The organism is Kribbella rubisoli (assembly GCF_004217145.1).
Taxonomy (GTDB): domain Bacteria; phylum Actinomycetota; class Actinomycetes; order Propionibacteriales; family Kribbellaceae; genus Kribbella; species Kribbella rubisoli.
In genome coordinates this window covers 80,760-95,064 of the sequence record NZ_SHKR01000012.1, presented here as the reverse complement: position 1 = coordinate 95,064, position 14,305 = coordinate 80,760, and the positions used below count along the sequence as shown (strand labels likewise).

The following is a 14,305-nucleotide window of genomic DNA, read 5'->3' as shown; positions in this document are numbered from 1 at the left end:
GGGACTATCCAGACACTGGGTCGCGACGCTCGGAATGCGAAGGATCAGAGGTATGCAGAACTACCAGTGGGCGTCCGTCGACGACGCACCGGTCCGCGAACTCTTCCCCGGCATCACGCTGCGACCGCTCTGGTCCGGCGAGGTCGCGAAAGCCTTTGTCTTGCAGATGGATCCGGGCTCGTGCTGGGAAGGCCTCGACGTACACGATCCGGGACCCGAGGAGGTGTTCGTCGTCGACGGCGTGTTCAACGACGGGACCCGCGACTACCCGGCCGGTTCGTTCATCCACGCCCCGGCCGGGTCGTCCCACGTTCCGCAGTCCGCTAAGGGCTGCACGCTGTTCTTGTTCTATCCCGAGGGCTAGTCGGTACTGCGGAGCTCCGTCGGGGCGCCGTGGACCGCGGGGATGCTGCCGAGCTTGCCGGCCTGGAAGTCCTCGAAGGCCTGGACGACCTCGGCGCGGGTGTTCATCACGAACGGGCCGGCCATCGCGATCGGCTCGCGGATCGGGCGGCCGCCGATGATCAGTACGTCGAGGTTCGGCTCGGCCTGCGGTTGCGTCGTACCGGCCTGGGTGCGGATCGTGTCACCCGGACCGAAGACGGCGAGCTGGCCCTTGCGGAACGGCCGGCGCTCGGCGCCGACCGTGCCCTGACCTGCGAGGACGTAGACGAGCGCGTTGTAGTCCGGCTGCCAGGGCAGGACCAGCTCGGCGCCCGGGCTGACGGTCGCGTGCACGAGGGTGATCGGGGTGTGGGTCGAGCCGGGGCCTTCGTGGCCGGCGACCGAGCCGGCGATCACACGGATCAGCGCGCCGCCGTCCTGCGTGGAGAGCAGCGCGGCGTCACCGCCGCGGATGTCCTGGTACCGCGGCGCGGCCCACTTCTGGATCTTCGGCAGGTTCACCCAGAGTTGGATGCCGTGGAACAGGCCGCCGCTGAGCACCAGGTGCTCCGGCGGGGTCTCGATGTGGAGCAGGCCTGAGCCCGCCGTCATCCACTGGGTGTCGCCGTTGGAGATGACGCCGCCACCGCCGTTGGAGTCCTGGTGCTCCATGATCCCGTCGAGCATGTACGTGACGGTCTCGAAGCCGCGGTGCGGGTGCCACGGGGTGCCCTTCGGCTCGCCCGGCGCGTACTCGACCTCACCCATCTGGTCCATGTGGATGAACGGGTCCAGGTCGCGAAGGTCCACGCCGGCGAACGCACGCCGGACCGGGAAGCCCTCGCCCTCGTAGCCGCTCGGCGCGGAGGTCACCGACTTCACCGGGCGCTCGTGCGCGATCGCCGGATCCGGCTGGGTGATGCGGGGCAGGACAGTGATGTCACTGACGGTCACGGCGGGCATGGTGGCTCCTCCTGGTTGATAGTTCAAGAATAAACTACCTGCCCGAACCACGGCAAGAGCGCGGGCATTCCCGGCTCCCAGGAACCTCCCAGCCGGCGTCCAGGGACGCCGAAGTCCCACTTGTCATCGGTGGCGGCGGCAGCTCCTCCGCCGCGGCCGAGATCCAGTCCTGGGTCACCTCCAACTACACCGCGACCACGGTCGGGAGCACCACGGTGTACAAGCTCACGACCTGAGGATCCCCAGGCCATCACAATCGCCCGCATCGGCCGAGCCATCGCGTGGCACCGCGACCCCGCCCCGATTGTGATGGCCTGGCGATCCGGACCTCCACCACTCATCAACCCCACCTGCACCTCGGGCGTCGGGGCCCGTTCACGCTCAGCGGCGGCCGCGGGGGCCGGGTTGGTGAGTGGTGGAGGTCCGGTGCTCGGCGGCGCATGGCAGACTCTGGTGGCGTGACAGCTCAGATTCTGGATGGCAAGGCGACGGCGGCGGCGATCAAGGACGAGCTGAAGGTCCGGGTCGCGAAGCTGGCCGAGCAGGGCGTGGTGCCCGGGCTCGGCACGATTCTGGTCGGTGACGACCCGGGCAGCCGCGCGTACGTCGCCGGCAAGCACCGCGACTGCGCCGCGGTCGGGATCTCCTCGATCCAGGTCGAGCTGCCCGACACCGCGACCCAGGACGAGATCGCCGCGAAGGTCCGCGAGCTCAACGAGAACCCGGAATGCACCGGCTTCATCGTCCAGCTCCCGCTCCCGAAGCACGTCGACACCAATGCGATCCTCGGGCTGATCGACCCCGTCAAGGACGCCGACGGCTTGCACCCGATGAGCCTCGGCAAGCTCGTCCTCGGCCAGGACGGCCCGCTCCCGTGTACGCCGAAGGGCTGCGTGGAGATCCTGCGGCGGTACGACGTACCGATCGCCGGGGCCCACGTGGTCGTCGTCGGGCGTGGCGTGACCGCGGGCCGGCCGATGGGGCTGCTCTTCACCCGGCGGAGCGAGAACGCGACCGTGACCCAGTGCCACACCGGCACGAAGGACCTCGCCGCGGTGGTCCGTACCGGCGACATCGTGATTGCCGCGGCCGGGTCCGCCGGCCTGATCACCGCCGACATGGTCAAGCCCGGCGCCGTACTGCTCGACGTCGGCACCAGCCGCAACGCCGAGGGCAAGATCGTCGGCGACATCGAGCCCGCCGCCCGCGAGCAGGCAGCCTGGATCGCGCCGATGCCCGGCGGTATCGGCCCCATGACGCGGGCCATGCTCCTCACCAACGTCGTCGAAGCCGCCGAAGCGGGCCTGCCCCAGTGACCACCGGACCTGTGCTGAAGGTGAGAGTGACGTGCTGATGGCAGGAGAGGCCCAGCGGCGCAGGCAATGGCCGCTAGCGTTGTCACTCCTGGCCGCCCTCACCGGCCTGGTCGTGCTGTGGTTCTACGACTGGCGCAACGGCGTACTCATCTTCGCCGGCGCCGTCGGCCTCGCCGGCCTCCTCCGCGCCGCCCTCACCGACACCGCCGCGGGCCTGCTCCACGTCCGCAGCCGGGTGTTCGACACGACGTTCCTCCTACTGACGGCAGTAGCCATCGCCGTACTGGGCCTCATCGTTCCGAACTAGCCCATCGCGTGGAATCATTCGGCGGATGCTGACGATCCGCTCCGCCACCCGCGCCGACGCGCCACGCGTCGTACAGGTCTATGTCGACTCGTGGAACGACGGCTTCGGCGACCTGATGCCGACCATCGAGGTCAGCGACGCCCGCATCGCCCGCTGGGCCGAAACCCTTGCCAACGGCAACTGGTGGGTCGCCGAGCTGGACGACACCATCGCAGGCCTCGTCGGCATCGGCCCCAGCCGTGACCCCATCGACCCCGGCCTGGGCGAGCTCGACACGATCGCGGTCGACCCGGCGTACTGGCGCCAAGGTGTAGGAAAAGCCCTTATGCAGAAGGCATTACAGGCCCTCGAGGCCAGCTACCCCGAAGCCATCCTCTGGACCCTGGCCAACTACCCCCAAGGTCAGCACTTCTACGAATCCACCGGCTGGACCCTCGACGGCAACTCCCGCGACAACGGCCACCAGGTCTCATACCGCCGCCGCTTCTAAATGCTCCAGTCCCATGGCGCGTAGATGCTGACCTGCACTGCGTCGAGGAGCGGCGAGGTGTACTTCACCGAGCAGCCTTTGGCGTATGCGTTCCGGGCGGCGAGGACCTTGGCGCGGGTGAGATTGGCGCGCTTGACCTGGTACGCCGTGACGAGCTGCCGCTCGGGCCAGGAGTCCTCGGTGTACGACCGCGCCATCCAGTCCTCCGACACCGGATCCGCCGGCGACCCCAGGGCTCGCCCGACCTCACTCGCGCTGACCGCACCCAGGAAATCGCCAATGTTGTCCCCGCGGAGGTGGCGCCCGGGCGGGTTGTAGTTCGTCTGAACGTTGTACTCGTACTGAGAACTCCACTCCTCGTACGAGCATGCAAAGACGACCTGCGCATATCCCGCCGGCGGCACCTGCAGCGCCGCGCTAGGCGCGTCCAACCGAGTCACGCTGATCCGCTGGTACGCCTCCGGCGGCAGCTCCGGCCGCCGCGGCAAGGGCGTCGTCGGGTACGGCGCGGGCTGCGTGGATCCAGGTGTCGTCGGGTACGGCGAGGTTTGCGTCGCCCCACCAGACGGCTCGATCGCCCGCAATCCCAAGCTGGGCGTACTTCCCGCGCGCGGCGCTACCTCCTGCCCGCATCCCCCAAGCACCACCACGAGAACCAGCAGTCCCCCCAGCCTCCGCATGCTGCCCCCTAGCGCGGTCAACGAGTGAGTGCGATCAGCGCGTCGGCGAGGGAACCGCGCCAGCAGGCGTAGTCGTGGCCGCCGTTGTATTCGGCGTACTGGAGGTCGTAGCCCTTGATGCGCAGGATCGTACGCAGGTGGCGGTTCGCGACCAGGATGGATGGGCCGTGATCGGGGGTCAGCCCGCGCTCCATCAGGCCGGCCTCGAGGTAGAAGCGCACCGGCCGGCGCTCGGACTCGGCGTACTGGCGCGTGAGCCACTCGTGCTCCGGATCGTCGTCCGGCCTCCACCAGAACGACCCCGACTGCGAGATCACGTTGCCGAAGACATCCGGGCGCCGGAGGCCGGCGAACGCCGCTGCCTGACCGCCATGGCTCTGCCCGGCGACGATCGTGCGCGCGGGGTCGGTGGTGATCCGGTATTTCTCGCGGACCCAGGGGAGCAGCTCGTCGGTGAGGTACTCGAGAAACGGTGCGCCGCAAGGAAGTTCGCGGTCTCGGATCTCTTGGGTCAAGCTGTCGATGAGTACGCCGACCGTCGACGGAATCCGGCCGTCCGCGATCAGGTTGTCGAGAATCGTGTCCACCGGCATCGGGCCGCGCAGGGTGTCGCCGTCGAAGAACACGAACAGCGGGTACGGCTCGTCGTCGGGTTGATAGCCGGGCGGCGTGTAGACCCAGATGCGACGCTCGTTGTCGAGGATCTCGCTCCGGTGCGCGTACTGGACGAGCTCGCCTCGCGGTCCGTCGGTGCGTGGCGCGATCCACGGCTGCTTCGGCGCGTCCGGCAGCTCGATCAGCGAGACCACGGTCTCGTCGCTGCCCAGAGCTTCGTCCGCGGGAAAGACGAACGTCGCGGGGTTGAGCGGATCCGCAAACCAGTCCGCCGTACGCTCCCGCCAATCCAGATCCGGCTCATCCACGTCGTCGACCGCGAGCCGATAAGTGCAGCGGAGGTCGCCCCGGACGCGAACGGTCAGATACCAGACGTCAGTCCCGTCGAGCCGACGCATCTGGTTCCCCGGCGCATCCCACCCCGCCGGCCCGCCGAACACCGACACGCCGCCAACCGCGTCGGTAGCCCGATAAAGAAACGTCAACCAGACGTCCCCATCCCCCACCGCCTCAACCAACGGCGTACCCCGCTCGGCAACCTCCGCCCAGAACTCCTCAACCCGATCCTGCTCAAGCCCCTGCAACCGCGGACTATCAACCCGACCAGCCAAAGACCTCACCCCAGCGGACGACGGACAACCAGTTAGTGGAAGAAGTGGCGGGTGTTGGTGAAGTACATGGTGATGCCGGCTTTGTTGGCGGCTTCGATGGCGGCTTCGTCTCGGATGGAGCCGCCGGGCTGGACTACTGCCTTGACGCCGCCTTCGATGAGGACCTCTAGGCCGTCGGGGAAGGGGAAGAAGGCGTCGGAGGCGGCCACGGATCCCGTGGCGCGGTCGCCGGCGCGGGAGACGGCGAGGCGGCAGGAGTCGACGCGGTTGACCTGGCCCATGCCGACGCCGACCGAGGCGCCGTCGGAAGCCAGGAGAATCGCGTTCGACTTGACCGCGCGGCATGCCTTCCACGCGAAGGCGAGGTCGGCCAACACGTCCTCAGAGGCAGCAGAACCAGCAGCAAGAGTCCACGCAGCAGGGTCGTCACCGGGAGCCTGGAAACGGTCGCGGTGCTGCAGCAGCAATCCGCCGCTGATCGCACGCATCTCGACGGTCTCGTCAGTAGACACCGCCGGCGCGACAAGCAGCCGGATGTTCTTCTTGCCCTGCAGGATCTCGACCGCACCGTCCTCAAAGGCCGGCGCGACCAGCACCTCGGTGAAGATCTCCGCGACCTGCTTGGCCATCTCGACCGACACGGGCGCGTTCGTCGCGATCACACCGCCGTACGCCGACACCGGGTCGCACTCGTGTGCCCGCCGGTGCGCCTCGGCAATGTCCTTGCCCACGGCAATCCCACACGGGTTGGCGTGCTTGATGATCGCAACCGCCGGCTCGCTGAAGTCATACGCCGTACGCCGAGCCGCATCCGCGTCGACGTAGTTGTTGTACGACATCTCCTTGCCGTGCAGCTGCTCCGCCGCGGCCAGCCCGCCCCGGCCGTTCAAGTACAGCGCCGCCGGCTGGTGCGGGTTCTCGCCATACCGCAGTACGGCGGACTTGTCCCACGCTGACCCGACCCACGCGGGAAACCCGGACCCCTCGGAGGTGTCCGTCAAAACAGACCCCATCCACGACGCGACAGCGATGTCGTACTCCGCCGTGTGCACGAAGGCAGCGGCCGCCAACTGCTGCCGCTCCTCCAACGAGAACCCGCCCTCGAGCGACGCATAGACCGACGCGTACTGCGAAGGCGACGTCACGACCGCGACATTCGCGTGGTTCTTCGCCGCACCGCGCACCATCGACGGCCCGCCGATGTCGATCTGCTCGACGCACTCGTCCACGGAAGCACCGGACGCGACCGTCTCGCTGAACGGATACAGGTTGCTCACCAGCAGCTCGAACGGCTCGACCCGCATCTCGCGGAGCTGCTCGACGTGCTCGTCACGCCGTACGTCGGCCAGCAGGCCGGCGTGCACCATCGGGTGCAGCGTCTTGACCCGTCCGTCCAGGCACTCCGGGAACCCGGTCAGCTCCTCGACCTTGGTCACCGGTACGCCGGCTGCCGCGATCCGGGCCGCGGTCGAACCGGTGGAGACGATCTGCACCCCGGCGGCGTGCAGCGCCGAAGCGAGCTCCTCCAGACCGGTCTTGTCGTAGACGCTGATCAGCGCCCGGCGAATCGGCCTGCGGTCGGTGCTCACTTCAGTCGAACCTTTCGTCCGGTGATGGTCCAGCCTTCGCGGACGAGGCGGCCGACCCACTCCACCAACTGGTGGCGTTCGACCTCCTTGATCCGCTCGGTCAGGTCTTCTTCGCTGTCGTCATCGAGAACAGGTACGACGACCTGCGCGATGATCGGCCCGGTGTCGACGCCGCCGTCCACGAAGAACAGCGTCGCGCCGGCGACCTTCACGCCGTACTCCAGCGCGTCCCGCGGACCGTGGATCCCCGGGAACGCCGGCAGCAGCGCGTTGTGGGTGTTGATGTACCGGTCGCCGAACGCCTCGAGGAAGTCGTCGCCGACCAGCTTCAGGAAGCCCGCGGACACGACCAGGTCCGGCTTGTACTCCGCGACCGACGAGGTCAGCGCCCGGTCCCAGTCGGCCCGCTCGGCGTAGGCCTTCACCTTGTGCACGAACGTCGGCACTCCGGCGGCCACGGCCCGGTCCAGCCCCACGATCCCCTCGCGGTCGGCTCCGACGGCGACCACCTGAGCGCCGTACGCCGGGTCCGCGCAGGCGTCCAGCAAGGCCTGCAGGTTCGATCCCGATCCCGAGACGAGCACGACGAGGCGCGCCCGCCCGTGAGGAAACACAGCGGGATCAGAAGCAGAAGTCACGGCGGGCAGCCTATCGCTCCGCGTCAGCCTCTTCCGCAACCGGTCGGCGGGAGGCGGCCACGGCGGCCGTGATCGCGGCCCCGATCGCCATCCCGGCAGCCAGTACGCCGGCCGCCGGCAAGGCCCCCGGAACGCCGACCGACGACATCCGCCCCGGCCCCGCCGAGCCGCCCGACACCGCCAGCAGCGCGAAGATGATGATCCCCGCGAGCAGCGCCGCCATCGCACCCCGCAGCGCGAACGCGTCCCAGCCCAGCATGTCACCGTCCCGCTCGACCAGCCCTCGCCGTACGACGACCAGCCCCGCGACCGCACCCGCGACCAGCGGCACCACCGCCGTCAGCACCAGCAGGTATGACGGAGTCGCGCCGTCGGCCGGCACCGCGGCCAGCAACGGAAACGCCGGCAGGTTCCCGACATCCACGCCGGTCGGCGCGATCGTGGTCCCGGTCCCCAGCTGGAATCCGGGCCCCGCAAGGAACGCCACGACGTACAGCACCACGTTCGGCACCAGCATCAGGCAGATCGCGAACAGCACGACCGACCCGATCGCGCCCGCATCCAGCAGCTCGAGCATCCCGGTGATCCGCGAGAAGTGGACCGCGAGCAGTACGGCGAACAGCAGCGAGGCGATCGCGAACACAGTCAGTACTGCGGCAAACGCCGCCGGAACCACGTCTCGTAAACCGGCCGGTGTCGCGTCGGCGATGTCTTCCGCCGCACCGGACTCGACCAGAATCCCGGCGACGCCTGCGACGAACGCCAACGAAAAGGCACCGAGGAACGCAGACAGCGGCGACACCTTGAGCGCACCGTCCGACGTGAGCAACGCCACGACCAGCGCCCCGAGGCCGTAGACGAGCGCGAACGCTCCGGCCAGCGAAATCAGGTCCCTGGTCCGATCGGCCGCACTGGACCGCGCTGCAGACTTGCCGCCGCGGTACAGGCACCAGACGAAGAAGAGAGTCAGCCCGAGCGGTGCGACGCTGATCCGGCCAGTGCCGATGGTCACACCAGCCTTGTGAGCGACCAGCCAGGCCGAAGCCCCGGCCCGGACCGCGCCGGACGCGCCGCCGAAGGTCGCGCCCAGCCAGCCGATGACCGCGACCGCAGCACACGTGAGCAGACCGGTCAGCAGGCAGGCTCCCGCGGAGATCAGGGCCGACACGACCAAAGGCTTGGTCTGGGCGGCGATCTCAGACGGGGGCGTAGCGTTCGATTCACCGTCCCGGGCGCCCGGGCGGCTCAGCATGTCGGTCATCTGACTCCCATCGTCTCCCCGCGTACGGACGCCACTCGTCCTGACACGCCGGATGTGGGAGACTTCAGCCCGCTTGCTCACGCTCAGTTCCCGTGTGTTCGGCTGGTGGTAGCGGAGTGGGAGCGGCGTTGGTCTACCCGGTACTGTCGGGTGGAATCAGTCAGGAGGTCGAGCATTGGCCGGTTCCCACCGCGCATCACGCGGCGGCGGTCGCGCCGCTGCCCGGGAGGCGCGTCGCGAGAAGGCGCGCAAAAGGAACCAGACGATCGCCGCCGGGGTCGCGGTCGTGGTGCTGGTCGGCGGCGGCGGTGTCGCAGCGCTGAATGCGTTCGGCGGCGACAAGACACCCGACCCGAAGGCCGGGAGCAGCGCGTCGGACGACAAGCCGACCAACTCGAACGTGCTCGCCGACGACAAGGCGCTGCTGGACGCCGCCGGCGCGAAGACGCTCGGCGCGACCGGCGCCTGGGCCGTCACCAAGACCGCTGACGGCGATTCGGCGCCGGACACCGCGTTCGTCTGCCAGGCGCAGCGGTTCGCCGACCCGGCCGGCCTGCGGACCTGGGTCCGCACCTTCCAGAACGCCACGACCAAGGAAACGGCCGTCCAGTACGTCGATGTGTCGAACGACAAAACCGCCGCGGCCAAGACCTACACCTCGGTCGTCCATTGGCTGAGCCAGTGCACCGCCCCGCAGACGCGACTGTCAGCCGGCTATGTGACCACCGGCGTCGGCGAGCGCGGTGTGATCGCCGTGTTCGGTCAGCTGCCCGGATCCAAGACGAAGTACAAGACCGTCGCGGTCACGTTGGCCGGCCAGGCCACGATCGTGGTCGAGCACGACACCGTCGCCGCCGCGCCGCCCAAGCCGGACCTCGTGCTGGCCACCGCGAACACCGCGGCGAAGAAGGTCTGCGCCCAGTCCGGCGGCTGTGGCACCGGCGCCCCGGTCGCGAAACCGGCCCTCCTGCCGAACGTCGACGCGCCCGGCTTCATGGCCTCGGTCGACCTGCCGTTGCTGTCCGAGATCAACAAGCCGTGGGTGAGCGCCCCGGCCGCCAAGGGCAACAGCAGCGGCGGCTGCGAGAAGATCGACTTCAAGAAGGCCAAGGCGCTGAAGTTCGGCACGGTCACGTACGTGACGCCGGAGGCGAAGGTGCCGACCGAGTTCGGGCTGGACGACACGGTCGCGAAGTTCTCGAGCGCGAACGCGGCGGCAAGCTACGTCACCCAGATCCGCAAGAACGTCGACACGTGCGAGAAGAACGTCTCGAACGCCGACGTCAAGGCGACCGGCACCATCCAGACCAGCACGATCAAGGGCAAGAGCTGGAAGGCGACGTACGACACCGGTGACGGGAAGAAGTACATCTACCGGATCGGGATCGCCGGATCCGGGGATCGCGTGGTCTACATGCTGTTCCCGGTGCTGAAGGAGCTCGACATCACCGACACCGCGTTCAACGAAACCGTTGCCCGCGCGGTCGATCGCTCGGCCGCCTACAAATAAGGCTGCCTGCCAAAGAGAAACGGGACCTGCTCCCGAAGGAACAGGTCCCGCTTCCAGCAGTACTACTTGCTCAGACCCTGCATGATCTCGCGCATCAGGTTGGCGGTCTCGGTCGGCGTCTTGCCGACCTTCACGCCGACAGCCTCGAGGGCCTCCTTCTTCGCGGCCGCCGTACCGGACGAGCCGGACACGATCGCGCCCGCGTGGCCCATCGTCTTGCCCTCCGGCGCAGTGAAGCCGGCCACGTAGCCGACGACCGGCTTGGTCACGTTCTCCTTGATGAACGCGGCCGCCCGCTCCTCGGCGTCGCCGCCGATCTCACCGATCATCACGATCGCGTCGGTGTCCGGGTCGTCCTGGAACGCCTTCAGCGCATCGATGTGCGTGGTCCCGATGATCGGGTCACCGCCGATACCGATCGCCGACGAGAACCCGAAGTCCCGCAGCTCGTACATCATCTGGTACGTCAGCGTGCCCGACTTCGACACCAGGCCGATCCGGCCCTGGCCCGCGATGTCGGCCGGGATGATGCCGGCGTTCGACTCGCCCGGGGTGATGATGCCGGGGCAGTTCGGGCCGATGATCCGGGTCTTGCCGGTCGCCTGCGCGGCGGCGAAGAACGCGGCGGTGTCGTGCACCGGCACGCCCTCGGTGATCACCACGACCAGCGGCACCTCGGCCTCGACGGCCTCCAGTACGGCGTCCTTGGTGAACTTCGGCGGGACGAAGATGACCGACACGTTCGCGCCGGTCTCCTTGACCGCGTCCGCGACGGTGCCGAACACCGCGACCGACTTACCGTCGAAGTCCTGGCTCTGGCCCGCCTTGCGCGGGTTCACGCCGCCGACGATGTTGGTGCCCGAGGCAAGCATCCGGGTGGTGTGCTTGGTGCCCTCGGAGCCGGTCATGCCCTGGACGATGACCTTGCTGTCCTTGGTCAGGAAGATAGACATTGTTCGGCGATCCCTTACTTCGCAGCCAGCTCGGCGGCGCGCTTGGCGGCGCCGTCCATCGTGTCGACCCGCTCCAGACCGGCGAGGCCCGCCTCGTCGAGGATCCGGCGTCCCTCCTCGGCGTTGTTGCCGTCCAGCCGGACGACCAGCGGCTTGGTGACGGCTTCACCGCGGCTGGCGAGCAGCTCGAACGCCTGCACGATGCCGTTGGCGACCGCGTCGCAGGCGGTGATCCCGCCGAAGACGTTCACGAACACGCTCTCCACCTGCGGGTCGGAGATGATGATCTCCAGACCGTTGGCCATCACCTCGGCCGAGGCGCCGCCGCCGATGTCGAGGAAGTTCGCGGGCTTCTGGCCGCCGAACTCCTCACCGGCGTACGCGACGACGTCCAGCGTGGACATGACCAGGCCGGCGCCGTTTCCGATGATGCCGACGGAGCCGTCGAGCTTCACGTAGTTCAGGCCCTTGGCCTTGGCCGCGGCCTCCAGCGGGTCGGCTGCCGAGATGTCCTCGAACTCGGCGTGGTCCGGGTGCCGGAAGTCCGCGTTCTCGTCCAGCGTGACCTTGCCGTCGAGCGCCTCGACGTTCCCGTCCTCGAGCTTGACCAGCGGGTTCACCTCGACCAGCGAGGCGTCCTCGGCGATGAAGACCTCGTACAGCTTGACGATCTCCGGTACGACGGCGTCGATCACGTCGGCCGGGTACTTCGCGGCCTCGGCGATCTCGCGGGCCTTCGCCTCGTCGACGCCGGCGGCCGGGTCGATCGAGATCTGCGCGACCGCGTCCGGGTTCGTGTGCGCGACCTCTTCGATCTCCATACCGCCGGCGGCGGAGGCGATGCAGAGGTAGTTGCGGTTGGCCCGGTCGACCAGGAACGAGAAGTAGTACTCCTCGGCGATCGCAGCGGCCGGGACGATGTTCAGGATCTTGACGACGTGACCCTTGATGTCCAGCCCGAGGATCTCGCGGGCCTTCTCTTCCGCCTCGTCCGGGCTCGAGGCCAGCTTGACGCCGCCTGCCTTGCCGCGCCCACCGGTCTTGACCTGGGCCTTCACGACCACCCGGCCGCCGATCTTCTCGGCTGCCGCGCGGGCTTCCTCCGGAGTCGTGACAACCGCACCCACGGTCGTCCGCACTCCGTGCTTGGCGAAGACCGTCTTCGCCTGGAATTCCATCAGATCCACGAGTGTGGTCCCTCTCTCGCCTGTACGGGGCTTCTGACAGTAGCCACCCTCGTGCCGCGAGCAACAGCCGGGGTCCCGGCTGAGACGACGGTCACAGGGCGGCGGGCGTCTCATGTCAGGCTAGGTCACATGAGTGACCCTGTAGCCGACTCCCGGACCAGACCAGCTGACGACTGGTGGCGTAGCGCCGTCGTCTACCAGGTGTACCCGCGCTCGTTCGCCGACGCCGACGGCGACGGGACCGGCGACGTGAACGGCATCCGCGCCCGGCTGCCGTACCTCGCCGACCTCGGGATCGACGCGATCTGGATCAGCCCCTGGTACCCGTCCCCGCTGCTCGACGGCGGGTACGACGTGGCCGACTACCGCGACATCAACCCGGAGTTCGGCACCCTCGCCGACGCCGACGCGCTGATCGCCGAGGCGCACGCGCTGGGTCTGCGGATCCTGATCGACCTGGTGCCGAACCACTGCTCCTGGGAGCACCCGTGGTTCAAGGCCGCGCTGGCCGCGGGCAAGGGCTCTCCGGAGCGCGACCTGTTCTGGTTCCGGGACTCCAAGGACGGCGGCCCGCCGACCAACTGGCCGGCCGCGTTCGGCGGCGGCGCCTGGCAGCAGATCGAGGACGGGCAGTGGTACCTGCACCTGTTCGACATCTCCCAGCCGGACTGGAACTGGGACAACCCGAAGGTGATCGAGGAGTTCGACGCCATCCTGCGGTTCTGGTTCGACCGCGGCGTCGACGGGTTCCGGATCGACGTGGCCGATTCGATGGCCAAGGACCCGGCCCTTCCCGACGTACCGCTGCACAACGGTGAGCCGACCCGGGAGAAGTACGTCGGGAACCCGTTCTACGACCAGCCCGGGGTACACACCATCCATCAGCGCTGGCGTGCGATCGCCGACGAGTACGCCGATACGCCGCAAGGTGCCCGCGTGTTCGTGGCGGAGGCGTGGCTGTCCCCGGCGGAACGACTCGCGCAGTACGTGCGGCCGGACGAGCTGCAGTCCGCGTTCAACTTCGATGCCCTGCGCGCCACGTGGGACGCGAAGGACCTGCGTGAGGTGATCGACCACACCACCGAGAACCTGTGGGCGGTCGGCGCGCCGGCGACCTGGGTGCTGAGCAACCACGACACGATCCGGCACCGCACTCGGTACGGACGCGACAAGCGGGATGCGCTGGAGGGCGCGGGCGTCGTACCGACCGATCTGCAGCTGGGACTGCGCCGGGCACGGGCCGCGGCGCTGCTGGAGTTGGCGTTGCCGGGCGGCGCGTACATCTACCAGGGCGACGAGCTCGGGCTGCCCGAGGTCGAGGACCTGCCGGAGGACGTGCTCGACGACCCGACCTGGGAGCGTTCCGGACACACGGTCCGCGGACGCGACGGCTGCCGTGTACCGATCCCCTGGTCCGGCACCGAGCCGCCGTACGGCTTCGGCCCCGGCAGCGGCCAGCCCTGGCTCCCGCAGCCCGCCGATTGGTCGGGCCTGACCGCCGAGTCGCAGGTTGGGGACCCGGACAGCCACCTGAGTCTCTACAAGGCAGCACTCCGGATCCGCCGTGACCACCCGGCTCTCGGTGAGGGCCGTCTGGTCTGGGACGCCGACGCTCCGGCCGGTGTGCTGTCGTTCACCCGCGAACCCGGGTTCCGCTGCGTGGTCAACATCAGTGACGCACCGGTCACCCTGCCGCCACACCAGCAGGTCCTGCTCGCCAGCGAGCCGCTGACGAACGGCGTACTGCCGGTGGACACCACCGCCTGGCTCGAAGCCTGACCCAGAGGCAGAGGCGAACTCG

General features: G+C 68.7%; 14 protein-coding genes. 6 read left to right on the top strand and 8 right to left on the bottom strand.

Annotated features, from left to right (window positions below):
* The first annotated feature begins 52 nt into the window (after positions 1 to 52).
* On the top strand, positions 53 to 364 hold the full coding sequence (locus EV645_RS14675) for a cupin domain-containing protein (protein WP_130444016.1): 312 nt from the start codon (positions 53 to 55) through the stop codon (positions 362 to 364).
* Here EV645_RS14675 and EV645_RS14670 read toward each other — a convergent pair.
* The gene (locus EV645_RS14670) at positions 361 to 1,347 is read right to left on the bottom strand and encodes a pirin family protein (RefSeq protein WP_130444014.1); all 987 of its coding nucleotides are present in this window, start codon (positions 1,345 to 1,347) and stop codon (positions 361 to 363) included. The two genes, EV645_RS14675 and EV645_RS14670, sit on opposite strands and share 4 nt — an antisense overlap.
* A 458-nt stretch (positions 1,348 to 1,805) precedes the next feature.
* Here EV645_RS14670 and EV645_RS14665 point away from each other — a divergent pair, with 458 nt between their 5' ends.
* From EV645_RS14665 to EV645_RS14655, 3 genes are read left to right on the top strand one after another with little or no spacing between them, the layout of a single operon-like run.
* Positions 1,806 to 2,663 carry a bifunctional methylenetetrahydrofolate dehydrogenase/methenyltetrahydrofolate cyclohydrolase gene (locus tag EV645_RS14665; RefSeq protein ID WP_130444012.1) on the top strand — a complete coding sequence of 286 codons (858 nt, stop codon included), beginning with the start codon at positions 1,806 to 1,808 and terminating at the stop codon, positions 2,661 to 2,663.
* Positions 2,664 to 2,700: 37 nt separating this feature from the next.
* Positions 2,701 to 2,970 (top strand): DUF3017 domain-containing protein, encoded by a 270-nt coding sequence (locus EV645_RS14660; protein ID WP_130445391.1) that lies wholly within the window; start codon positions 2,701 to 2,703, stop codon positions 2,968 to 2,970.
* A gap of 25 nt (positions 2,971 to 2,995) precedes the next feature.
* Complete coding sequence (locus EV645_RS14655; protein ID WP_130444010.1) at positions 2,996 to 3,460, top strand: GNAT family N-acetyltransferase; 465 nt, start codon at positions 2,996 to 2,998, stop codon at positions 3,458 to 3,460.
* Here EV645_RS14655 and EV645_RS14650 read toward each other — a convergent pair.
* The 5 genes from EV645_RS14650 to EV645_RS14630 are packed head-to-tail and all read right to left on the bottom strand — an operon-like array spanning position 3,457 to position 8,854.
* Positions 3,457 to 4,140, bottom strand: a complete 684-nt coding sequence (locus EV645_RS14650) for a hypothetical protein (protein ID WP_130444008.1) — start codon at positions 4,138 to 4,140, stop codon at positions 3,457 to 3,459. The two genes, EV645_RS14655 and EV645_RS14650, sit on opposite strands and share 4 nt — an antisense overlap.
* 17 nt (positions 4,141 to 4,157) lie before the next feature.
* Entirely contained in the window at positions 4,158 to 5,339 is a 1,182-nt protein-coding gene (fes, locus tag EV645_RS14645; protein WP_157997070.1) for an enterochelin esterase, read from the bottom strand.
* Between the two features lie 59 nt (positions 5,340 to 5,398).
* Entirely contained in the window at positions 5,399 to 6,955 is a 1,557-nt protein-coding gene (gene purH / locus EV645_RS14640) for a bifunctional phosphoribosylaminoimidazolecarboxamide formyltransferase/IMP cyclohydrolase (protein WP_130444004.1), read from the bottom strand.
* The gene (gene purN / locus EV645_RS14635) at positions 6,952 to 7,593 is read right to left on the bottom strand and encodes a phosphoribosylglycinamide formyltransferase (RefSeq protein WP_242000418.1); all 642 of its coding nucleotides are present in this window, start codon (positions 7,591 to 7,593) and stop codon (positions 6,952 to 6,954) included. The genes purH and purN overlap by 4 nt, the downstream gene beginning before the upstream one ends.
* 10 nt (positions 7,594 to 7,603) lie before the next feature.
* The gene (locus tag EV645_RS14630; protein ID WP_130444002.1) at positions 7,604 to 8,854 is read right to left on the bottom strand and encodes a cell division protein PerM; all 1,251 of its coding nucleotides are present in this window, start codon (positions 8,852 to 8,854) and stop codon (positions 7,604 to 7,606) included.
* A gap of 175 nt (positions 8,855 to 9,029) precedes the next feature.
* Here EV645_RS14630 and EV645_RS14625 point away from each other — a divergent pair, with 175 nt between their 5' ends.
* Positions 9,030 to 10,364, top strand: coding sequence for a hypothetical protein (locus EV645_RS14625; RefSeq protein ID WP_130444000.1), 1,335 nt, complete (start codon positions 9,030 to 9,032; stop codon positions 10,362 to 10,364).
* Positions 10,365 to 10,426: 62 nt separating this feature from the next.
* On the opposite strand, the gene sucD is transcribed toward EV645_RS14625, so the two are convergent.
* Positions 10,427 to 11,317, bottom strand: coding sequence for a succinate--CoA ligase subunit alpha (sucD, locus tag EV645_RS14620; RefSeq protein ID WP_130443998.1), 891 nt, complete (start codon positions 11,315 to 11,317; stop codon positions 10,427 to 10,429).
* Between the two features lie 14 nt (positions 11,318 to 11,331).
* A complete protein-coding gene (gene sucC / locus EV645_RS14615) occupies positions 11,332 to 12,504 on the bottom strand; it encodes an ADP-forming succinate--CoA ligase subunit beta (RefSeq protein WP_130443996.1) in 1,173 nt (390 codons plus the stop codon).
* Between the two features lie 129 nt (positions 12,505 to 12,633).
* On the opposite strand from sucC, the gene EV645_RS14610 reads away from it, so the two are divergent.
* Positions 12,634 to 14,283 carry a glycoside hydrolase family 13 protein gene (locus tag EV645_RS14610; protein WP_130443994.1) on the top strand — a complete coding sequence of 550 codons (1,650 nt, stop codon included), beginning with the start codon at positions 12,634 to 12,636 and terminating at the stop codon, positions 14,281 to 14,283.
* Positions 14,284 to 14,305: the final 22 nt, after the last annotated feature.

Coding starts and splice junctions, on each gene's coding strand:
- EV645_RS14675 (WP_130444016.1), top strand. CDS start 53: ATGCAGAACTACCAGTGGGCGTCCGTCGACGACGCACCGGTCCGCGAA.
- EV645_RS14670 (WP_130444014.1), bottom strand. CDS start 1,347: ATGCCCGCCGTGACCGTCAGTGACATCACTGTCCTGCCCCGCATCACC.
- EV645_RS14660 (WP_130445391.1), top strand. CDS start 2,701: ATGGCAGGAGAGGCCCAGCGGCGCAGGCAATGGCCGCTAGCGTTGTCA.
- EV645_RS14655 (WP_130444010.1), top strand. CDS start 2,996: ATGCTGACGATCCGCTCCGCCACCCGCGCCGACGCGCCACGCGTCGTA.
- EV645_RS14650 (WP_130444008.1), bottom strand. CDS start 4,140: ATGCGGAGGCTGGGGGGACTGCTGGTTCTCGTGGTGGTGCTTGGGGGA.
- EV645_RS14630 (WP_130444002.1), bottom strand. CDS start 8,854: ATGACCGACATGCTGAGCCGCCCGGGCGCCCGGGACGGTGAATCGAAC.
- sucD (WP_130443998.1), bottom strand. CDS start 11,317: ATGTCTATCTTCCTGACCAAGGACAGCAAGGTCATCGTCCAGGGCATG.
- EV645_RS14610 (WP_130443994.1), top strand. CDS start 12,634: ATGAGTGACCCTGTAGCCGACTCCCGGACCAGACCAGCTGACGACTGG.